The organism is Kitasatospora sp. NPDC004289 (assembly GCF_053602875.1).
In genome coordinates this window covers 1-20,623 of sequence record NZ_JBSGEL010000008.1, presented here as the reverse complement: position 1 = coordinate 20,623, position 20,623 = coordinate 1, and the positions used below count along the sequence as shown (strand labels likewise).

The 20,623-nt window shown below is 74.8% G+C and carries 19 protein-coding genes; 9 read left to right on the top strand and 10 right to left on the bottom strand.

Going from position 1 to position 20,623, the window contains the following annotated elements; translation table 11 throughout:
• Positions 1-17 precede the first annotated feature (17 nt).
• Positions 18-1,457: an RsmB/NOP family class I SAM-dependent RNA methyltransferase gene (locus ACWEPF_RS07370; protein ID WP_452171799.1), complete on the top strand. Its 1,440-nt coding sequence runs from the start codon at positions 18-20 to the stop codon at positions 1,455-1,457.
• 90 nt (positions 1,458-1,547) lie between these two features.
• Entirely contained in the window at positions 1,548-2,522 is a 975-nt protein-coding gene (locus ACWEPF_RS07365) for an aldo/keto reductase (protein WP_452171798.1), read from the top strand.
• An 80-nt stretch (positions 2,523-2,602) separates the two neighbouring features.
• On the opposite strand, the gene ACWEPF_RS07360 is transcribed toward ACWEPF_RS07365, so the two are convergent.
• The 3 genes from ACWEPF_RS07360 to ACWEPF_RS07350 form a co-directional block, all read right to left on the bottom strand.
• Positions 2,603-2,779 carry a hypothetical protein gene (locus ACWEPF_RS07360; protein ID WP_345283266.1) on the bottom strand — a complete coding sequence of 59 codons (177 nt, stop codon included), beginning with the start codon at positions 2,777-2,779 and terminating at the stop codon, positions 2,603-2,605.
• Between the two features lie 118 nt (positions 2,780-2,897).
• A complete protein-coding gene (locus ACWEPF_RS07355) occupies positions 2,898-5,018 on the bottom strand; it encodes a sensor histidine kinase (RefSeq protein WP_452171797.1) in 2,121 nt (706 codons plus the stop codon).
• A 153-nt stretch (positions 5,019-5,171) separates the two neighbouring features.
• Positions 5,172-6,629 carry an FAD-binding oxidoreductase gene (locus tag ACWEPF_RS07350; protein WP_452171796.1) on the bottom strand — a complete coding sequence of 486 codons (1,458 nt, stop codon included), beginning with the start codon at positions 6,627-6,629 and terminating at the stop codon, positions 5,172-5,174.
• Positions 6,630-6,770: 141 nt separating this feature from the next.
• Here ACWEPF_RS07350 and ACWEPF_RS07345 point away from each other — a divergent pair, with 141 nt between their 5' ends.
• Positions 6,771-7,400 carry a C39 family peptidase gene (locus ACWEPF_RS07345; RefSeq protein ID WP_345283270.1) on the top strand — a complete coding sequence of 210 codons (630 nt, stop codon included), beginning with the start codon at positions 6,771-6,773 and terminating at the stop codon, positions 7,398-7,400.
• A 93-nt stretch (positions 7,401-7,493) separates the two neighbouring features.
• Positions 7,494-8,246 carry a class I SAM-dependent methyltransferase gene (locus tag ACWEPF_RS07340; RefSeq protein WP_452171795.1) on the top strand — a complete coding sequence of 251 codons (753 nt, stop codon included), beginning with the start codon at positions 7,494-7,496 and terminating at the stop codon, positions 8,244-8,246.
• 77 nt (positions 8,247-8,323) lie between these two features.
• Here ACWEPF_RS07340 and ACWEPF_RS07335 read toward each other — a convergent pair whose 3' ends face one another.
• Positions 8,324-9,526 (bottom strand): low temperature requirement protein A, encoded by a 1,203-nt coding sequence (locus tag ACWEPF_RS07335; RefSeq protein ID WP_452171794.1) that lies wholly within the window; start codon positions 9,524-9,526, stop codon positions 8,324-8,326.
• Between the two features lie 299 nt (positions 9,527-9,825).
• Between ACWEPF_RS07335 and ACWEPF_RS07330 the strand changes: the two genes are divergently transcribed.
• On the top strand, positions 9,826-11,373 hold the full coding sequence (locus ACWEPF_RS07330) for an ATP-dependent DNA ligase (protein ID WP_452171793.1): 1,548 nt from the start codon (positions 9,826-9,828) through the stop codon (positions 11,371-11,373).
• Positions 11,374-11,655: 282 nt separating this feature from the next.
• Here ACWEPF_RS07330 and ACWEPF_RS07325 read toward each other — a convergent pair whose 3' ends face one another.
• Positions 11,656-12,513 (bottom strand): SCO6745 family protein, encoded by an 858-nt coding sequence (locus ACWEPF_RS07325; RefSeq protein WP_345283276.1) that lies wholly within the window; start codon positions 12,511-12,513, stop codon positions 11,656-11,658.
• A gap of 249 nt (positions 12,514-12,762) precedes the next feature.
• Between ACWEPF_RS07325 and rpe the strand changes: the two genes are divergently transcribed.
• From rpe to ACWEPF_RS07305, 4 genes are all read left to right on the top strand, one after another.
• Entirely contained in the window at positions 12,763-13,461 is a 699-nt protein-coding gene (rpe, locus tag ACWEPF_RS07320) for a ribulose-phosphate 3-epimerase (protein ID WP_452171792.1), read from the top strand.
• Positions 13,462-13,600: 139 nt separating this feature from the next.
• Positions 13,601-14,560: a pirin family protein gene (locus tag ACWEPF_RS07315; protein WP_452171791.1), complete on the top strand. Its 960-nt coding sequence runs from the start codon at positions 13,601-13,603 to the stop codon at positions 14,558-14,560.
• A 380-nt stretch (positions 14,561-14,940) separates the two neighbouring features.
• A complete protein-coding gene (locus tag ACWEPF_RS07310; RefSeq protein WP_452171790.1) occupies positions 14,941-15,696 on the top strand; it encodes a DUF5131 family protein in 756 nt (251 codons plus the stop codon).
• Between the two features lie 90 nt (positions 15,697-15,786).
• Positions 15,787-16,878, top strand: coding sequence for a three-Cys-motif partner protein TcmP (locus ACWEPF_RS07305; protein WP_452171789.1), 1,092 nt, complete (start codon positions 15,787-15,789; stop codon positions 16,876-16,878).
• Positions 16,879-16,945: 67 nt separating this feature from the next.
• Here the strand turns inward: ACWEPF_RS07305 and ACWEPF_RS07300 are convergent, their stop codons facing one another.
• Genes ACWEPF_RS07300 through ACWEPF_RS07280 form a run of 5 tightly spaced genes read right to left on the bottom strand, consistent with a single transcriptional unit; the run spans position 16,946 to position 20,291 of the window.
• The gene (locus tag ACWEPF_RS07300; protein WP_452171788.1) at positions 16,946-17,863 is read right to left on the bottom strand and encodes a M56 family metallopeptidase; all 918 of its coding nucleotides are present in this window, start codon (positions 17,861-17,863) and stop codon (positions 16,946-16,948) included.
• Positions 17,860-18,243, bottom strand: a complete 384-nt coding sequence (locus ACWEPF_RS07295) for a BlaI/MecI/CopY family transcriptional regulator (protein WP_452171787.1) — start codon at positions 18,241-18,243, stop codon at positions 17,860-17,862. Before ACWEPF_RS07295 ends, ACWEPF_RS07300 begins: the two co-directional genes overlap by 4 nt.
• 25 nt (positions 18,244-18,268) lie before the next feature.
• Entirely contained in the window at positions 18,269-19,009 is a 741-nt protein-coding gene (locus tag ACWEPF_RS07290) for a phosphatase PAP2 family protein (RefSeq protein WP_452171786.1), read from the bottom strand.
• Positions 19,006-19,617, bottom strand: a complete 612-nt coding sequence (locus ACWEPF_RS07285) for a phosphatase PAP2 family protein (protein WP_452171785.1) — start codon at positions 19,615-19,617, stop codon at positions 19,006-19,008. The genes ACWEPF_RS07290 and ACWEPF_RS07285 overlap by 4 nt, the downstream gene beginning before the upstream one ends.
• Entirely contained in the window at positions 19,614-20,291 is a 678-nt protein-coding gene (locus ACWEPF_RS07280) for a DedA family protein (protein WP_452171784.1), read from the bottom strand. Before ACWEPF_RS07280 ends, ACWEPF_RS07285 begins: the two co-directional genes overlap by 4 nt.
• Positions 20,292-20,623: the final 332 nt, after the last annotated feature.

Sequence of the window (20,623 nt, the reverse complement as noted above, 5' to 3'; positions counted from 1 at the left end):
TTCGAGAGGCCCCGCACGTGAGCACCCCCGCCAGCCCCAGCGCCAAGCGTCCCCCGCGGCCGCACCGTCGTCCGAAGAAGGACCCGGCCCGGATCGTGGCGTTCAAGGCGTTGCGGGCGGTGGACGAGCGGGACGCGTACGCGAACCTGATCCTGCCCTCGCTGCTGCGGGAGGCGGAGCAGAAGGGGATGGACCGGCGCGACGCGGCGCTGGCGACCGAGCTGGTGTACGGGACGCTGCGGATGCAGGGGACGTACGACGCGGTGATCTCGGCGTGCATCGACCGGCCGCTGCGCGAGGTGGACCCGCCGGTGCTGGACGTGCTGTCGCTGGGCGCGCACCAGCTGCTGACGACCCGTATCCCGAGCCACGCCGCCGTGTCGGCGACCGTGGAGCTGGCCCGGGTGGTGCTCGGGGACGGGCGGGCGAAGTTCGTCAACGCGGTGCTGCGGCGGATCAGCGCGCAGGACCTGGAGACCTGGGTCGGGCAGATCGCGCCGCCGTACGAGGAGGACGCCGAGGAGCACCTCGCCGTGGTGCACTCGCACCCGCGCTGGGTGGTCTCGGCGCTCTGGGACTCGCTGGGCCGCTGGCAGCCGCAGGCGAGCGGCCGGGCCGCGGTGGAGGAGCTGCTGGCGGCGGACAACGTCCGCCCCGCGGTGACCCTGGTGGCCCGCCCCGGGCGGTCCACGGCGGCCGAACTGCGGGAGGCCAGGCCGGAGTCGGAGGCCGGCCGGTGGTCGCCGTTCGCGGTGCGCCTCGCCGAGGGCGGCGAGCCGGGCGGGATCGAGGCGGTCCGCGAGGGCCGCGCGGGCGTGCAGGACGAGGGCAGCCAGCTGGTGGCGCTCGCGCTGGCGGCCGCGCCGGTGGAGGGCCGGGACGCGCTCTGGCTGGACGGCTGCGCCGGGCCGGGCGGCAAGGCCGCGCTGCTGGCGGCGTTGGCCTCCGAGCGCGGCGCCGCGCTGGTGGCCTCGGAGAAGCAGCCGCACCGGGCCCGCCTGGTGGCCCGCGCGCTGGCCGGGAATCCGGGCCCGTACACCGTGATCACCGCCGACGGCACCAGGCCGGCCTGGGCCGAGGGCACCTTCGACCGGGTGCTGGTGGACGTCCCCTGCTCGGGCCTGGGCGCGCTGCGCCGCCGTCCGGAGGCGCGCTGGCGCCGCCGCCCGGAGGACATCGCGGGCTTCGGGCCGCTCCAGCGGGACCTGCTGCGCGGGGCGATCAAGGCCACCCGGCCGGGCGGCGTGGTCGGCTACGCGACCTGTTCGCCGCACCTGGCGGAGACCCGCGCGGTGGTGGACGACGTGCTGCGCGAGGGCCTGGGCGTGGAGTGGATCGACGCCCGCCCGCTGCTGCCGGAGATGCCGGGCCTGGGCGAGGGCCCGGACGTCCAGCTCTGGCCGCACCTGCACGGGACGGACGCGATGTACCTGGCGCTGTTCCGCCGGACGGTCTGATCACCCGATCGTGTCACGGAGTTGACGGTTCGTCGGGGACGGCCGGGAGGGGCTGGACAGCGGCGGCGGCCGGGCGGGAGGGTGGCCGGTATGGAGTACACCCAGCTCGGCCGCACCGGCCTGTCCGTGTCCCGCCTCTGCCTCGGCACGATGAACTTCGGCCCGCACACCACGGAGCCGGACTCGCACACGATCATGGACACCGCCCACGAGGTGGGCATCAACTTCTTCGACACCGCCAACGTCTACGGCGGCCCCGGCCACCGCGGCCGCACCGAGGAGATCCTCGGCAGCTGGTTCGCGCAGGGCGGCGGCCGCCGGGAGAAGACCGTGCTGGCCACCAAGCTCTACGGCCAGACCGGTGACTGGCCGAACGAGGGCCGGCTCTCCGCGCTGCACGTGCGGCGCGCGGTGGAGGACAGCCTGCGCCGCCTCGGCACCGACCACATCGACCTGTACCAGATGCACCACGTGGACCGGGCCACGCCGTGGGAGGAGATCTGGCAGGCGATGGAGGTGCTGGTCGCCCAGGGCAAGATCCTCTACGTGGGCTCCAGCAACTTCGGCGGCTGGCACCTGGCGCAGGCCCAGGAGGCCGCCAAGGCGCGGCACTTCCTCGGTCTGGTCAGCGAGCAGTCCATCTACAACCTGGCGGTGCGCACCGTGGAGCTGGAGGTGGCCCCGGCCGCCGAGCACTACGGCATCGGCCTGATCCCGTGGTCGCCGCTGTTCAGCGGCATCCTCGGCGGGGTGCTGCGCAAGGAGCGCGAGGGCGTGCGGCGCCTCGCCGACGGCTGGGTGGCGGACGAGGTGGCCAAGCGGCGCGAGCAGCTGGAGGCGTACGAGGACTTCGCGGCCGAGCTGGGCGAGGAGCCGGGCGACATCGCGCTGGCCTGGCTGCTCAGCCGCCCGGCGGTCACCGCGCCGATCGTCGGCCCGCGCACCCTGGACCAGCTGCACGCGGCGGTCCGGGCGCTGGACCTGACGCTGGACCAGAAGTCGCTGGACCGGCTGGACGAGATCTTCCCGGGCTTCAAGCCCGCCCCGGAGGCCTACGCCTGGTAGTCCCGCGGCAGGGGGCCGGGCCCCGGGGCGTGCTGCCTCGGGGCCCGGCCGGGTGACGGTTGGTCAGTGGGGCGGTGCGGTCACTGCCGGGGGCAGTGGCCGGGGTTGGGTACGCAGGAGACGTTCCGGCCGTGCGGCTGGCCCGCGAGCTTGCACCCGTTCTGGATGTCGGCCGGGCCGCCCGGCTTGCGCTGCGCGTCCTGCTCGCCGGCGGTGGCCTGCGGAGCGGCGTCCTGCGGGGTCGGGTCGGTATTCATGATCGGGTCCTTCCTCCGGGCGCCGGTCGATCAGCCGGCGCCCCACAAACGCTACGGTCGGGCGGGTGCCGTCGCATGAGGCAGCGGTCCCGACGAGGTCCCACGTGCCGTGCGCCGTTCAGGTGGTGACGGGCAGTGGCAGGACGGCCGTGGCCACCGTGCCGCCCGTCGCGGCCGGGGCCAGCGAGAAGCGGCCGCCCAGTTCCTCGGCGCGGTCCGCCATCGAGCGCAGGCCGATGCCGCCGCCCTCGGCCGGTGGGGTGAAACCACGGCCGTCGTCGGCCACTTCGGTCTCCAGGTGGCCGTCCCGCACGGTGAGGGCCAGCCTGATCCGGGTGGCCCGGGCGTGCCGGACGGCGTTGTTGAGCGATTCGGCACAGATCCGGTAGGCCGCCACCTCGACGGCGGCCGGCAGCGGCGGCAGCGGATCGGGCGTCAGCACGGCGGTGATCTCCGGGCCTGCCCCGGCCAGCCGGCCGACCAGGGTGGCGACGGCGTTGCCCAGCCCGTACTTGTCGAGGGCGGCGGGGGCCAGGCCGTCGGTGATGTGCCGCAGTTCGACGATGGCCTGGCCGATGCCGGCCGAGACCTCGGCCAGCGGCCGGTCGCCGGGACCGCCCGGGCCGTCGAGCGCCCGGATCGCGTCGACCCGCAGCCGCAGGCCGGAGAGCATCGGGCCCAGCCCGTCGTGCAGGTCGTGGCGCAAGCGGCGCCGGGCCTCCTCGCGGGCCAGCACGATCCGCTCCCGGCTGGCCTGGAGCTCCTCGTACAGGCGGAGCGAGGCGACCGCCGGTGCGGCGTGGGCGGCGAGGGTGGCGAGGATGTCCGCGTCCTGCCGGTCGACGGCGGGCTCGCCCGGACGGGGCGGCACCAGAAGCCGCCCGATCACCTCGTTCTGATAGGTCATCGGGAACTCGGCCGCGTGCAGCGGGTCGACCGAGCCGAGCAGGGCCAGCTCCAGTTCGCCGTCCCTGGTGCGCACCACCACCCGGGCGCCGGGCAGGCGGAGGGTCTCCACCACGGTGGCGCAGACCAGCCGGGGCAGTTCGGCCGGGGAGACGGCCCGGCCCAGCCGGTCGGTCAGCCGCCGCACCACCTGGTAGGGCTCGGCCCGTTCGCCGTAGTAGTAGCGGTTCACCATCCGGGTGGCCCAGTGCACGGTGGGGCGCAGCAGCATCCCGATCAGCAGGGCGACCGGGGCGAGCAGCAGCCCGGTGGAGGGGGAGCCGGCCGGGAGCAGGCGGTAGGAGAGCAGCGCGGCCGCGCCGTAGCCGGTGATCAGCACGGTGGCGGTGAGCAGCCCGGTGAGGGCGCGCAGGGCGGGCCGGTCCAGGTGGAGCGAGCGGTCCCGGACGCAGGCCAGCACGGTGGCGGCGGGCCAGGAGGCGGCGGTCAGGTACCAGAGCGCCTCGGTGGTGGAGGAGCTCAGGCCCAGCAGCGAGGCGAGCAGCTCGACCACGATCCAGAGCAGGTACGGCAGCAGGATCGCCACCCCCGAGACCCGGGCGCGCGGGCCCGCCGCCCCGCGCGAGCGGATCCAACGGACCGTCATCACCAGCAGGTTCACCCCGACCACGGTGTCGCCCAGCCACTCGGCGTACGGCCAGTCGAGGGTCCACTCGTACGGGCGGGAGAGCAGCTCGGGGTCGAGCGGCAGCGGCTGCCCGTACCAGGGGTCGAAGGCACCGGTGCCGACCGTGGTCTGCACGCCCGCCAGCAGGGCCAGCAGCACCAGGTACGGCGGCCCCCAGCGGCGGGGCAGGCGGCCGCCGGGGAGGAAGAGCGGGAGGGCGAACAGGCCGAGCAGGAAGAGGCTCTTGCCCGCCAGCGCCAGCGCGCAGGCGAGGGTGAACAGGGTCGTCCCGGGCGTGAGTTCGGCGGTCGCGGCGGGCAGCGCCTCGGCCAGCACCGCGCCCGCGCCGCCGGCCAGCAGCAGCCGGCCCAGGCCGATCGCCGGGTGCTGGGTGGCGAACAGCACCCCGGCCAGCGCCATCCCCGTCCCGGTGACCACCTGGACCCCGCCGTAGCCGGAGGCGAAGTCCACCAGCTCCTCGCTGGAGCTGCCCAGCACCACCAGCACCCAGACCAGGGCGCCGAGCAGGGTGACGGCGAAGACCGCGTAGGCGGGCAGCAGGCTGGACCGGGCGGCAGGCCGTCCGGTGCCGGAGGGGCGCTCCGACGCCGCCGCCGCGGGCGGGCCGGCGGCGGTGGCGGGGGCGGCCGGTTCGGGTGCGGTCATGCGGGCCTCCTGCCCGGAGGCCGCCACCGCTCATGCGGCCCGGCCGGGGTTTCACTCTTCCGGTCCCGCCCGCCCGGGCTCCAGGGGCCGGGGTCCCGACCCGGTCCTCCGTGCGCGGACGGGACGGAACGCTTCGGCAGTCCGTCGGTGGTTCTAGACGCCCTGCGGGAAGTCGAAGGCGCGGTCGGGGTCGTAGGCGGCCTTGACGGCTTCGAGGCGGGGGAGGTGTTCGCCGTAGTAGGCGGTGCGCCAGGTGGGGAGGGTGGGGTCGCGGTAGTTCTGGTAGGCGTGGCCGTTGGCGTACGGGGCGAGGGTGGTGCGGGCGTCGGTGACCCAGCGCAGGCGGGGGGTGGGGTCGGTGTCGGGGGGCCATTCGGTGATCAGTTGGGCGAGGAGCCGCGAGGAGCGGTGGCGGAAGGCGGTGGCGTCGGCGGGGACGCGGTTCACGGCTCCGCCGAGGGCGGTGAAGGTGACGGAGGCCTCGACGGAGTCGCGGCGTTCGGCGAAGCGGCGCAGGTCGGTGAGGGCGGGGTCGGTGAGGTAGTCGTCGAAGAAGTGGGAGGCGGCGGCGAAGGCCTGGCTGTCCTGGCGGAGGCAGTCCTGCTCGGAGCGGCAGCCCGCGTAGGCCAGGACGGTGTCGAGGTAGGGGCGGGTGACGACCTGTTCGGAGGTGGTGCGGCCGGTGCGGGCGAGCAGCGGGGCGGTGAGGCGGCGGAGGTCGTCGGCCGGGCCGAGGAGGATGCCGCCGGCGTCGACCGACGGGCCGTCAGGGCGGGTCCAGACGTGGAAGTTCGACCAGAGCCGGTCCGGTGCGGCGAAGGCCCAGCGCTGCCACTCGTCGAGGGCGCGGCCGGCGTCCGGCCAGTCCCAGGAGTACTGGAAGAAGGTGCAGTCCGGGGCCGGGTGGGTGCGCAGCCGGAGGGAGGTGACCACGCCGAAGTTGCCGTTCCCGCCGCCGCGCAGGGCCCAGAAGAGTTCGGGCTCGCGGTCCGGGGAGCAGCGGAGGGTGCGGCCGTCGGCCAGCACCACCTCGGCCTCCAGCAGGCTGTCGCAGGTCAGCCCGTACGCGCGGCTGGTGACGCCGTGTCCGCCGCCGAGGGCCAGGCCGGCCAGGCCGACGGTGGGGCAGCTCCCGGCGGGGACGGTGACGCCGTGCCGGGCGAGCGCGGTGTAGACGGTGATCAGCGGCGTGCCGGGGCCGATCTCGGCCTCCAGCCCGGTCTGACCCTCCGTCACCCGGACGGAGTCCAGGCCGGCGAGGTCGAGCACCAGGGGTGCGTCGCTGGACCAGCCGCCGTAGCAGTGGCCGCCGCTGCGCACCGCGAAGCGCAGGCCGTGGCGGCGGGAGAAGCGCAGGCACTCGGCGACGTCGGCGGTGCCCGCGCAGCGGGCGACGGCCTCGGGTCGGGCCCGGTCGGCGAAGCGGAGGTTGCGGGGGAGGCGGGCGGAGTCGTAGCGCGGGTCACCGGGGCGGAGCAGGTCGCCGTGGAGCGCGGTGGCGAGGCCGTCCCAGTCGGGGCCGGTCGAGGCCGCGCGGGCGGGCGTGCTGCTCGGGGCGAGGGCGGCCCCGAGCCCGAGGGTGAGGACAGTGCGACGGCTGGGGGCGGTCATGGGGACACGGTAGGCGCGGGTCCGGTTCGTGGACAGAGGGCGCGCGGGCCGTCGGCGGCGGGACGGAAGTGCGGCACCCGGTGTGACCAAGAGTGCCGTTCATGGTCGGCAGTGCCCCGGTGGATGGGTGAGGATTATCAGATGAAGCCGATCACTCATCAGGTCCCGTACCACGCGCAGTGGGAGTCGCCCGAGCTGGTGCCCGGGATCCTGGCCGGGACGGCGCTCGCGGTGGACGACCCGCTGTGGGCGCGGTCGGGGGCGGCCGACGAGGAGGAGTACGAGTACTGGTCGTGGCGCCTGTGCGGGGTCGCCTGCCTGCGGATGGCGCTGGACTACTGGTGGGGCGTCAGCCCGCCCGCCGTCCGGCTGGCCGAGGAGTGCCTGGCCGCCGGGGCGTACGTGCGGCACCCCGACGGGCGGCTGGACGGGCTGATCCACGCGCCGTTCGCCGCGTACGTGCGCACCCGCTGGGGCCTGTACGCCGAGGCCCGCTCCCCGCTCTCCGAGGCGGAGATCCGCGAGGAGCTGGCGGCGGGCCGGCTGGTGATGCTCTCGGTCCACCCCTCCATCCGCACCCTGGACCCGGACCCGCCGCGCCAAGGCGGCCACCTGGTCCTCGCGGTCGGCGCCTCGGACCAGGAGCTGCTGATCCACAACCCCTCGGGCTACCCGGACGGTTCGCAGAGCTTCGCCCGGGTGCCCTGGGACGCGCTGCCGCGCTTCTACGCGGGGCGCGGCATCGTGCTCGGCCCGCCGGAGGCGGGGTAGGGACCATCGGCGTCACCCGTAGGCGTCCGGAGTCGGTACCGGGCGGCCCGGGACGGCGTGAGGACAGGCGGACGGTCACGGGAGGGGCGGCAGGTGCTCGACTACGACGACGAGGCGCGCGGGTACGACGAGACCCGGGGCGGGGAGCCGAGGGCGGCGGCCGCGGCGGCGGCGCTGGAGCGGCTGCTGCCGCCCGGTCCCGGTACGGTGCTGGACCTGGCCTGCGGCACCGGCATCGTGACGGAGCGTCTGCTGCGGCCCGGGCGGCGGGTGGTGGGGGCGGACCTCTCGGCCGGGATGCTCGGGGTGGCGGCGGGGCGGGTGCCGGGCGGGGTGGTGTGCGCGGACGCGACGCGCCTGCCGCTGGCGGGCGGCAGCGTGGACGCCGTGGTGATGGTCTGGCTGCTGCACCTGCTGCCGGAGGTGGTGGCGGAGGCGGTGTTCGCGGAGGCGGTCCGGGTGGTGCGGCCGGGCGGGGTGGTGGTCACCACCGTGGACAAGAACGGCGGGTACTTCGTCGAGGACGGTGACGTCGCCCGGGTCACGGCGGAGTTGCGGCGCCGGCACGCGCCGCGGGCCTCGGACGGGTTCGGGCGGGTGCGGGGCTGGGCGGCGGAGCGGGGGTTGGGGGTGGTCGGCGAGACGGTGTTCCCCGGGGTGGGGCAGGGGCGCAGCCCGCGGCGCTGGCTGGCGGAGATGGCGTCCGGGCACCTCCCGTGGGCGGCGGACGCCCCGGCGGGAGAGGCGGCGGAGGCGCGGAGGCGGTTGGCGGACCTGCCGGGGCAGGACGTGCCGCGGTCGGATCCGCTGTACCGGGTGGTGGCCCTGGGGGCCGCGGGGGCGTGAGGGCGTGAGGCCGTGGGTGCTCGCCCCGGGGCCGGCTGGGGGTGGCCCGGGGCGAGCGGTTCGGGGGCGACGACGGGTCAGATCGGGCGGAGGTTGCGGCGGAGCTCGGCGTAGTGGCGGGTCTCGGCGGAGGCGACGGCGGCCAGCAGGATCGCCACCCCGGCCAGGCCGGCGACCGGGGGGAGGGCGGCGGCGGCCGGGGCCCAGCCGAGGAGGGGGACGAGGGCACCGAGGCGGACGGGGCTCCAGGAGCGGTGCAGGATGCGCCCGAACAGGACCAGGCCGGTGAGGTAGAGCGCGGGCCCGCCGCACAGCGCGGCGGCGTAGAAGCCGCCGAGCGCCTCGCCGTCGGCGGCGTGGGCGACCACGCCCTCCACGCCGAGGGCGGTGAGCACCACGCCGGCCACGATCGGGAAGTGCGCGTAGCCGTACGCCCGGATGGCCAGGCCGAGCCGCTCGGAGTCCTCCGCGCCGCGCAGCCGGTGCTCGCCGTGCAGGGCGGCCACGTCGAAGTAGAGCCACCACAGGCCGAGGGCGACCGCGACGCCGAGCACGGCGGCGACCAGCAGCGGGCCGGTGACGGACTGCTCGGCGGCGCCCGCGCCCATCGCCAGCAGGGACTCGCCGATCGCGATGATCATGAAGAGCTCGTGCCGCTCGGCGAACCAACCCGCGTCGTGGATGCGCCAGTTGCCGCGCCGGGAGGTCACGTACACGCCGCCCCAGTCGACCAGGATGGCCACCGCCACGAAGACGGTCTGCACCTCGCCGCCGATCAGCGCCCCGGTCACCAGCAGCCCGGCGCCGGCCAGCACCGGGCCCCAGGAGATCGCCACCTGACGGAGCAGGTCCTGGTCGCCGCGGGCCAGCACGCTGTAGAGCACCAGGTGGACGCAGCGCACCGAGAGGTAGGCCGCCGCCAGCACCACCGGCCCTGACAGTCCGTCGGGCGCGTCGTGCCAGGCCTCCGGCACGGCCAGCGCCACCACGAACATCCCGGCCATCGCCAGCGACATGCCCGCCCGCACCACGCCCGGGTCCGCCCGGGCCTGGTTGCCCAGCCAGGCGTACGCCGACCAGGAGAACCAGACCAGCGCGAGCAGCAGCAGGCCGCGCAGCACGCTGACGGCGTCGTGCTCGTGCGCCATCGCGCTGGTGACCTTGGTCAGCACGAAGACGTAGACCAGGTCGAAGAACAGCTCGAAGGTCGTCACCCGGTTCCCGGCCAGGACGGAGCCGACCCGGGCCGTCGGGCTGCTGTAACCGGTCCGTTCCACCACGGTCCGCACTCCTCGTCCTCCTCCGGTACCAGGAGCGCCGGGGGAGGGCGCTCGTGACGGGCAGCCTGGCACGGGGAGGGCCGCCGGGCGGCCGGGCCGGGCTGCGGTGATGGGTGTGAACAGGATTGCCGGGTGGGGGAGTTGGCGGCGCGCAGGGAGGCGGAGCAGGACGTACTCCGTTCGGTCGACGCGGGTACTTCGCCGGGTGGGTCGCGGGGCGGCGCGCCGGCCGAGCGGGTGCGGCGGGGCGGCGGGCGGCCGATGATGGGGCTGACGGGGCGGCAGGAGGAGGGACAGCGGTGCTGCTGGAGCGGTTGGCGTCGACCTCGCGGGCGGTGGCGGCCGAACCGGCCCGGAACGGCAAGGTGGCGCTGATCGCCGACTGCCTGCGGGAGTTGGGGCCCGCCGAGATCCCGGCGGCGGTGGCGCTGCTCGCCGGAGAGGCGCGGCGGGCCGGGGTCGGATGGGCCGCGGTGCGGGAGCTGCCGGAGCCGGCCGCGGCGGCGAGCCTCGGGGTGGCGGAGGCGGAGGGGCTGCTGGTGCGGCTCGGGGAGGTGCACGGCGCGGGCTCGCGGGCCGAGCGGTCGCGGCTGCTGGCGGAGCTGTTCGGGCGGGCCACGGAGGTGGAGCAGGAGTTCCTGCGGGCGGTCCTGGTGGGGGAGTTGAGACAGGGCGCGCTGGACGCGCTGATGGGCGACGCGGTGGCGAAGGCGGCCGGGGTCCCGGCGGTGGCGGTACGGCGGGCGCTGATGCTGCGCGGTTCGGCACGGGTGGTGGCGGAGGCGGCGCTGACGGGCGGCGTGGCGGCGCTGCGGGAGTTCGGGCTGGAGGTGGGGCGGCCGGTGCGGCCGATGCTGGCGGCCTCCGCGCCGGACGTGGCGGGGGCGCTGGAGAAGGCCGGGGAGGGCCGCGCCGTCGGCGTGGAGTGGAAGCTGGACGGGATCCGGGTGCAGGTGCACCGGGACGGCGGACGGGTCTCGGTCTTCACCCGCAGCCTGGACGAGATCACCGCACGGGTGCCGGAGGTGGTCGAGGCGGCGCTCTCGCTGGACGTGCGGAGCGCCGTCCTGGACGGCGAGGCCATCGCGCTCGGGCCCGGCGGCCGCCCCCGCCCGTTCCAGGAGACCGCCGCCCGGACCGCCTCGCGGCAGGACCCGGCCGCGCTGCGCGCCGAGACGCCGCTGAGCGTCTTCTTCTTCGACCTGCTGCACCGCGACGGCGCCGACCTGCTCGACCGCCCGGCCGCCGAGCGCTGGGCCGCGCTCGCGGAGCTCGTCCCCGAGGAGCTGCGGGTGCCCCGGCTGGTCACGGCGACGGCGGAGGAGGCGGAGGGGTTCTTCGCGGCAGCGCTGGCGCACGGTCACGAGGGCGTGGTGGTGAAGGAGCTGACGGCGCCGTACGCGGCGGGTCGGCGCGGGGCGGGCTGGATCAAGGTCAAGCCGCGGCACACCCTGGACCTGGTGGTCACCGCCGCCGAGTGGGGCAGCGGACGGCGGCAGGGGTGGCTGAGCAACCTGCACCTGGCCGCCCGCAACCCCGAGCGCACCGGCGAACCGGGCCTGGAGCCCTGGGTGATGCTCGGCAAGACCTTCAAGGGCCTGACCGACCAGCTGCTCACCTGGCAGACGGAGCAGCTGCTGGCCCGGGAGACCCACCGGGACGCGTACACGGTGTACGTCCGGCCCGAGTTGGTGGTGGAGATCGCCTTCGACGGGCTCCAGCGCAGCCCGCGCTACCCGGCGGGGCTGGCGCTGCGCTTCGCCCGGGTCCTGCGCTACCGGGAGGACAAGCGGCCGGAGGAGGCGGACACCGTCGCCACGGTGCGGGCCCTGGCGGTGGCTCCCTGAGGCCCCGGCCGCTGCCGTCCGCCCCTCCCGTCGCCCCTCACGCTTGCCCCTGCCGCCCGCCGTTGCCGTCGGCCGCTCCGTAGGGGGCCGGTTCAGGGGTGGATGGGGGACGGGCCCCGATGACGGGTGGTCAGCGGCCGGACAGGATCGGGGCATGACCTCTTCGCAGCGCGTCCTCGGCCGACGGTTCCTGGTCCTCCTCGCCGGCACGGCCGTGGGCTTCGCCACCCTGTTCGGCGGTGGCTTCCTGCCCTGCCCGGGCTGACGAGGAGGATCGGCGGGTCAGCTGCTGACGGGCAGTCCGATCGGGTTGAGAGTGGGGAGTTCGGCCCGACACGCGGTCGCGATCGGCGTGAGGGCGTCGGCCAGCTGGTCCAGCTCGGCGCGGTGGAACGCGGCGGACCAGACCCGCGAGGCGGCCAGGTCGGTGGCGGCCTCCAGGGCCTGGTGGCGGTGGCGGCCGTCGGGCGAGACGGTGCCGTCCGGGTTGAGCCAGCCGCGGTCGACCAGGCGGGCGGCCGCGGCGTCCCACTCCTCGTCCGTCCAGCCCCGGAACGGCTGGAGCTGCTCGCGCCGGGTGTCCAGCGCACAGCGCAGCACCAGCGCCTCGCAGCCGTCCAGGCCCTCGCAGACCAGGGCGGCCATGTGCCCGTCGCCGCGGTGCTCGCGCAGCACGGTGGTGGCGTGCCAGAGCCGGGCCAGCCGCCCCTCGGGCGTCGGCAGGGCGGCGTTGGCGGCGGCCAGCACCCGGCCGGAACAGTCCAGCCCGGCCACCCCGCGCTCCAGCAGCTCCACCGAACGGTCGATCAGATCCGGCTTCACCTCGGCCAGGACGCGCTCCAGCGCGGCGACCGCCCCGTCCAGCCGGGCCGCCAACGCGGCCTCGGGGGTGGCCCGGGACCAGACGTCCGGCAGGGCCCGCTCCACCATCTGCGGCGCGAAGTTGAAGAAGGCCGCCACCACCGGCGGCGCGTCCACCGCCCCCAGCGGTGCGGCCCGCCCGGCGAAGTACCCGCGCCAACTGCCGCGCAGCCCGGCGGCCTCGGTAGCAGCTCGGCCCTCGGGGGTGAAGTAGGTGAGTGCGTGCACGGGCTCGAAGAGCCACCACAGTGCACGGGCGGGGTGGACCGGCTGGGCCATCGGAGACCTTTCGGGTCGGACGGCGGGCCGGTGCGGCCGGGCTGACGCCCCGCCGGTGCCACGGCCCGGGCGCCGCTCCCGGAGGCTGCTTCCCCTGGGCGGAGTCTCGGGTGGTGCCACGACCCGGGGCGCGGCTGTGACGCGGGTCACCCGGCCCCCCGGGCTCTCACCGCCCGCCTCGGGCAGGGGAGATGATGGAGCCGGGCGGCTGCTCCGGCCGCCCCGCACCGAGTCTGAAGGTTCCCTCATATGGCCCAGATCAACCGTGCCCAGATCAGTCCCAGCATCCTGTCCTCGGACTTCGCCCGCCTGGCCGAGGAGGCGGAGGCCGTCCGAGGCGCGGACTGGCTGCACGTGGACGTGATGGACAACCACTTCGTCCCCAACCTCACGCTGGGCGTCCCGATCGTGGAGTCGCTGGCCCGGGCCACCGACATCCCGCTCGACTGCCACCTGATGATCGAGCAGCCCGACCGCTGGGCCCCGCAGTACGTGGAGGCCGGCGCCGGCTCGGTGACCTTCCACGCCGAGGCCGCCGCCGCGCCCGTCCGGCTGGCCCGCGAGATCCGCGCCAAGGGCGCCCGCGCCTCGATGGCCCTCAAGCCGGCCACCCCGATCGAGCAGTACGAGGACCTGCTGCCCGAGCTGGACATGGTCCTGATCATGACCGTGGAGCCCGGCTTCGGCGGGCAGGCCTTCCTCGACATCATGCTGCCGAAGATCCGCCGCACCCGGGAGCTGATCTCCAAGCACGGCCTCGACCTCTGGCTCCAGGTGGACGGCGGCGTCGCGGCCTCCACCATCGAGCGCTGCGCCGAGGCCGGGGCGGACGTCTTCGTGGCCGGCTCGGCGGTGTACGGGGCGGCCGACCCGGCCGAGGCGGTCCGCTCGCTGCGGGCCCAGGCGGAGGCGGCCACCGCGGGTGCGGCCTGGGCCTGCGCGCACTGAACCGCGGTGCCTCGCGCGACCGCGCGACCTGACAGGGCGGGGAGCGATCCCCGCCCTTCGGTTTGCTGCGGGCCCGAACTGACGGATGATCGGATGCGACCCGTCCCGTCCCGTCGCCCTCGGATGGAGCCCGCCCGCGATGAGCAACCTCGACCTGAAGCCCACCCCGACCCCCTGCGGAGGCGAGGCCGACTCCGGCCCGATCAAGCAGCTGCTGACGGGCCGGCTGGTCCAGCTGGGCGAGTCCACCGAGGTCCGCCGCCTGCTGCCCAACCTCGGTCGGCGGATGGTCGGCGCCTGGTGCTTCGTCGACCACTACGGCCCGGACGACATCACCGACGAGCCCGGCATGCAGGTCCCGCCCCACCCGCACGCCGGCCTGCAGACCGTCAGCTGGCTGCACGAGGGCTCCATCCTGCACCGCGACAGCCTCGGCAGCCTGCAGCCCGTCCGCTCCCGCGAGCTCGGCCTGATGACCTCCGGCCGCGGCATCACCCACTCCGAGGAGTCCCCCCGCGAGCACGCCCGCCTCCTGCACGGCGCCCAGCTCTGGGTCGCCCTCCCGGACGCCCACCGGCACACCGCCCCCACCTTCGAGCACCACCCCGTGCTCCCCACCGTCACCGCATCCGGCCTGGACGCCACCGTCATCCTCGGCACCCTCGACGGCGCCACCTCCCCGGGCACCACCTACACCCCGCTGGTCGGCGCCGACCTGACGCTCCGTGAGGGCTCCGCCCACGGGGTGCCGCTGGAGCCGGAGTTCGAGTACGCCGTCCTCTCGATGTCCGGCTCCGTCGACGTGGACGGCGTCCGGGTCGAGCCCGGCTCGATCCTCTACCTCGGCACCGGCCGCCGCGAACTCCCGCTGCTGGCCCGCACCGACGCCTCCGTCCTGCTGCTGGGCGGCCTCCCCTTCGAGGAGCACCTGGTGATGTGGTGGAACTTCATCGCCCGATCCGGTGAGGAGATCGTACAAGCACGGACGGAGTGGATGGAAGGGTCGCTCTTCGGTGCGGTGCACGGCTACGACGGGGCTCGCCTAGCGGCTCCGGAGCTGCCGCCGGTGCCGTTGAAGCCGCGCGGACGCGTGCGCTGACCTGCGGCTATCCGGCTCGCTGGGTGAGTTGACCAGGCGTGCGCATCAGGCAGCCGGCGAGTGTTGATGGGTGAGGTCTCAGACTCTCGGCGGCTCTCATCGAGTGGCTACAGCGGTGCCGGTGCGGCGCTGCCGGATCTCACGTGCGGCAGTCTGTGACAGGGTCTGCTCGGATCGATGCTGACCTTTTGCTGACCTATCTGATGGATCGTCAGATCAGTGATGGGCGCAGATTCGCTCGCGGCCTCGGCCGGTGCCGCTGTCACTCGGTGGCTCTAGCCTGCTGGTTCGACACTGGTGGGCCCGGCGGAGGATGGTGGGGCCCGGCGACGGCCGCGGAGAGTGTTCGCGACCTCCGAGGCGACGGGCGAGGTGCGGCAGTGAGTGATCGCAGCGCGATCGAGTGGACGGAAGCGACCTGGAACCCCACCACCGGGTGCGACCGCGTGTCGGCCGGATGTGACAACTGCTACGCCCTGACCCTGTCCAGGCGGCTGAAGGCCATGGGGGCCCGCAAGTACCAGACGGATGGTGACCCACGGACCTCGGGCCCCGGGTTCGGACTGGCCCTGCATCCGGACGCCCTTGATGTTCCGAAGCGTTGGCGCAGTTCGCGGATGGTGTTCGTGAACTCCATGAGCGACCTCTTCCACGCTCGGGTGCCGCTCGCGTTCGTCCGGGACGTGTTCCAGGTGATGGCGGATACCCCTCAACACACTTATCAGGTGCTGACGAAGAGGTCGGTCCGGCTTCGGCGTGTGGCGGAGCGGCTCGACTGGCCCGAGAACCTGTGGATGGGGGTGTCGGTCGAGGACTCCGGGCAGCTGGGTCGGGTGGACGATCTGCGGGCCGTTCCGGCGGCGGTGCGGTTTCTGTCGCTGGAGCCGTTGCTGGGGCCGCTGCCAGGGCTGGAGTTGGACGGGATCGGCTGGGTGATCGCGGGTGGGGAGTCCGGACCCGGACACCGGCCAATGGACCCCGACTGGGTGGTCGAGATCCGCGACGTGTGCGAGGCGGCCGGGGTGCCGTTCTTCTTCAAGCAGTGGGGTGGGCGCAACCCCAAGGCCGGAGGTCGCGACCTTCAAGGGCGGACCTGGGACGAGATGCCGGCGCGTTCTCAGCTCGCTGCGCCGTGATGCAGTGAGCCGTGCACGCCCCCTGGTCGCCGCGTGATGATTATGTGATCCTTCCCTTTCTTGTGATGGCTCGCGGCATCGGGGAGAGACATGGCGGTACCCAAGGGCGTCACCTGGCCACGTGATCCGCACACGGCAGCCAAGCACGCGCTACTTCGGCGCTACCTTCAGGCTTGGGCGCCGATCCTCCTGAGCCGCCATCAGGCCCTCACCTATGCCGAGGGGTTCGCGGGCCCTGGCATCTACGAGGGTGGCGAGCCGGGATCCCCGGTCGTGGCCTTCGAGACCTTGGCTGCCGCGCTCCGCCGTACTCGGGGCCGGGTGACGATGGTGCTGGTCGAAGAGGACGCGCGGCGCACGGCTGAGTTGAGTGCGCGCATCGCCGCAGCGCGAGCTGCCGCTGCCGCCGGCAGCCAACTGGATGTGCGCATCTCCCAAGGCGCCTGTCACCCGGACCTGTTGACGAACCTCGCCGGATCCGGCGCGCTCGGCCGCCCCATGTTCGCGCTGCTGGACGGCTTCGGCGGCCCGGACGTTCCGTTCAGCTTGCTCCAGAGGATCGCCGAAAGCCATCGGAGCAGCGAGGTGATGGTGACCTTCCAACCCTCGTTCCTCTTTCGGTTTGCTGAGAAGAATCAAGGCCACCGTGCTGCTGGTGACGCCTTCTTCGGCGGTACCGACTGGCACGGCGTCTTCCAGCAGCCGTCGAATGCCAAGATTGCCTACCTGCGGGATCGGTACCGCGAGTCCCTGAGGCGCGCAGGATTCCAGTACACCTTGGTGTTCGAGATGATCGACGAGGCCGGCCACCTGCTCTACCTCATCTTCGGCACGCGGCATCCCAAAGGCGTCGAGAAGATGAAAGAAGCCATGTGGGTCGTCGATTCGACCTCCGGCGTTCGTTACATCGATCCCAAGGATCCGAATCAGCAAGCGCTTGAACTGGACATCGAGCCGGATACCGGGCCCCTACGCCGCATTCTGCTCGCGCACCTACGCACCTCACCTGGCGACCGGAGCGTGGACCAGCTCAAGGAGTACACCCTATTGGAGACCGTCTACCGGCCCACTCAGGTCATCCCCTTGGTGAAGCGCATGCGTGACGAGCAAGAGATCGATGTGTCGCCTGGCCGGATCGTAGGGGCGAGCGTCGTCACCGCCCGTCAGGAGGCGCTCTTCTGATCGCCGGACGCGAAGGGGGCGGGTTGCCAGGGCCAGGCCCGCGGATACTGCCGAAGGCATTGCTGTCCTACCGGGCCGAGGTGCTCTGGGCGGTCTCGATGTTCTCGTGGAGATCGTGGGTGGCTTGGACGGTTGCGGCTGTGGTGGCCAGGAGGCTCACCAGCAGCGTGGCGCCGGCACGTCGAGCCAGACCAGCAGAGGGTGCCGGGGGCCGGAGGAGGGCCTGCATGCGCAGGGGGACCGGCCCTGCGGAGGCAGTGAGTGCGGTTGCGGGACGGAAGGCGGATGGGACGGTGGCGAGTGCGGCCGTCCCGATGGCCTTGGCGGTCAGGCGGCGGTCCCCGACGGCGGCGGCCGCGGTCTCGTCGGCCCACCGCTCGGTTTGGAAGGTGAGCGGTGCGCGGAGCCCGCGCAGGGCCGGATGGAGGCAGGCGGCCAGGTCGGCGGTGAGGGTCAGCAGGTGGTGGCGGCCGGTGAGGTGGGCGCGTTCGTGGGCGAGCAGGACGGCCTGCTCGTCGGTGGTGAGGGCACGGAGCATGCCGGAGGTGACGACCACGAGGCCGGGGCGGCCGGGGAGGGCGAAGGCGTCCGCCTCGTCGGAGGGCAGGACGACCAGGTCGCCGGCCCGGCGGGCCGCGCGGAGTTCGGCGTGGATCGGGCCGGGCGCGCGACGGCGGACGGCTCGCGCGGTGGCGGCCCCGGCCGCGGCGCAGGCGGGAAGGGCGGCCCAGCCGAGGGCGAGGGTGACGGGCCCGTCCGGGAGCAGGGGCGGGGAGAGGTGGCCGAGGGCGGCGAGGAGGGGGAGGTGCAGCAGCGCGCTGAGGGCGAGCAGGCCGAGCGCGGTGGTGGACAGGGCGGCGGCGAGTGCGCCCGTGACGGTCAGCAGGAGTGCGGCGGTGCGCGGTGCGAGGAGCGCGGCCAGGCGCCGCGCGAGCGGGGTGATGAGCCACGGGGCGAGCAGCGGAGCCCAGACCGCCCAGGTCATCGCGGTTCCTGCGGGTCGGAGGAGGCGGTCAGGAGGGCGCGGACGAGGTCCTCGTCGTCGGGGCTGAGCTGGGAGATGAAGCGGGCCAGGGTGCTGGTGCGGTCGGTGCCCTTGTCGAGTTCGGAGTGCATGCGCCGGGCGGAGAGGGCGGCCGGGTCCTCGACGGCGGGGCGGTAGGTGAACGCGCGGCCCTGGCGGGTGCGGTGGACGGTGCCCTTGTCGTGCAGGCGGGCGAGGATCGTGGCGACGGTGGTGCGGGCGAGTCCGGCGGGGAGGGCGTGCTGGAGCTCGGTCGGGGTGAGCGGGCGCTCGGCGGCCCACAGGGCGGCCAGGACGGCGGCTTCCAGCTCGCCGGCCGGGCGTCGCGTCGCGTCGTTCACCGGGCTCCTCGCTTCCTGCGCATGACTACATCACCGTAGACCGCTGTCGGAGTCTAGTGCCGGGTGGCGGTGCGGCCTCCGGGGCCGCGGCCGGGGTCAGGGGTGCGATGGAGGCGGCCGGGCGGAGGGAGGGCAGGAGCAGCGCGAGCCAGAACGCGGCGAGCAGCCAGCCGCCGAGGACGTCGGCGGGCCAGTGGACGCCGAGGTGGATGCGGGTGAGCCCCACCCCGGCGGCGGTGCCGACCACGGCCGCGGCCAGGGGGACGCCGCGCCCGGCGCGCACGGTGGTCAGCAGGGCCCAGGCGAGCAGCCCGGCGGCGACGGCGGAGGTGAAGGCGTGCCCGGAGGGGTAGGCGTAGCCGCTCGGATGGGCCGCGACCCAGTCCGCCACCGGTGGCCGGGGCCGCGCGAAGAGCCACATCAGGCCGTGGCGGACCAACTGCCCGCCGGCCAGCACGAGCACCGGCGCGAGCGCGGTGACCAGTCGGGCCCGGCGGTCGGCCGTGTCCGGCCGGTGGCGGGCGAGGAGCAGGCCGGCCGCTGCGGCGGCCAGGTAGGGCGGGACGCTGGTGCCGAGGAAGGTGACGGCTACCGCCAGGTGCACTGACCACCCGGGACGGTGACCGACCGCCCACCGGTGCAGCCCGGCCTCCCCGGGCAGCGGGGCGAACCCCCGTGCGGCGAGCACGGTGGTCAAGGCTGCGAACAGCGTCAGCGCGAGCAGCGCGGGAGCCCACCGGCGCAGCCGCCCCGCCCGGGCGGTCATGCGCCGACCAGGGTGCGCAGGCGGCCGGAGCGCAGCGTGGTGACGAGCGGTGCGCCGAGGCGGGCGGCACCGGCCAGCAGCAGGCCGAGTGCGGTGCCGATCAGGGCTCCGGCCAGGACGTCGTGCGGGTAGTGCACGCCGACGAAGACCCGGGAGGCCCCCATCGCCACGGCGGCCGTGCCCGCGAGGGCGCCGAGCCGGCGGTCGCAGCGCCACAGCACCGCGGCGGCGGCGAAGGCGATCACCGTGTGGTTGCTGGGCAGCGACCAGTCCCCGGCCGCCGGGCACGCTTCGAGGGTCGCCCCGGCGGGGAGCACCTGGCAGGGCCTGGGCTCGCGCAGCACCGACTTCAGCGCGGTGTCCAGCGCGAAGGCCGCCACCACGATCACCGGCGCGGCGAGCGCGACGGCCATCACCGGCGCGGCGGCCCGGCGGGCCCGCCACCAGCCGATGAGCATCAGCACGGCGAAGACCACGAGCCCGTACGCCGACCAGGCGGCCACCGTCTCGCCGACCGCGTACGGCGCGCGGTGCGCGAGCGCGGTGACGTCCAGGTACAGCGCCCCGTCGACCCGCGAGCCGTCCAGCGCGAGCAGGGTGCCGGTCACCGGGCACCGGCCTTCGAGGCCTGCGCGGCCTGCGCGGCCTTGCGCGAGCGCAGCAGCTCCAGGGCCAGCGGTGCCAGGGAGACGACGACGACGGCGGCGACGATCGGCAGGAGGTAGCGGTCGACACTGGGAACGGATGAGCCGAGTGCGTACCCGGCCAGCACCAGTCCGACCGTCCACAGCAGGCCGCCGGCGGTCTGCCAGATCGCGAACGTGCGGCTGGGGACGCCGAGGGCGCCGGCCAGCGGGTTGAGGACGGTGCGCACGATCGGGATGAAGCGGGCCAGCACCACGGCCTTGGCGTGGCCGTAGCGGTTCAGCAGGTCCTCGGCGCGCTGCGCGCCTTCGTGCAGCCGCTTGTTGCGGGAGCGGGCCAGCAGTGCCCGCCCGCCGCGGCGGCCGATGACGTAGCCGGTCTGCGCGCCGGCCAGGGCGCCGGCCACGGCCGCGAGCAGGACCTGCGGCAGTGACAGGTGGACGGTGGCGGTGGAGCCGGGCACGGACAGCAGGCCGGCGGTGAACAGCAGGGAGTCGCCGGGGAGGAAGAAGCCGACCAGCAGGCCGGTCTCGGCGAACAGCACCACGGCGATGCCCAGGGCGCCGAACGCGGCCAGCAGTGAGCTCGCGTCCAGGACGTTCACGGCCAGGAAGTGGGCAGGGTCGGGCATGGGCATGCGCCTCTCCTCGGGGGCGGCGCTGCCGTCCACGGTTGTCTACATCAATGTAGACACAAACCTCGTGCGCGGGCCAACTCCCTCCTGCGATCGGCGAGCCGCCCACCGGGGACTGTTGGGCCGCCACCCCCGGTGCCCGTAAGGTTTGGAAAGGCACACCTAAGTGATCGGCCCGGGACCACCCGGGCGGCCGGGGGAGCAGGACGGGAGCGACATGGAGCACGACAGTCCGGAGGCCAGGCGCCCGCACGGCGAGCTCGTCGCCGACGTGATGGCCGTCCTGTGGGCCGCCGACGCCCCGATGACGCCCCAGCAGGTCAACGCCGCACTCG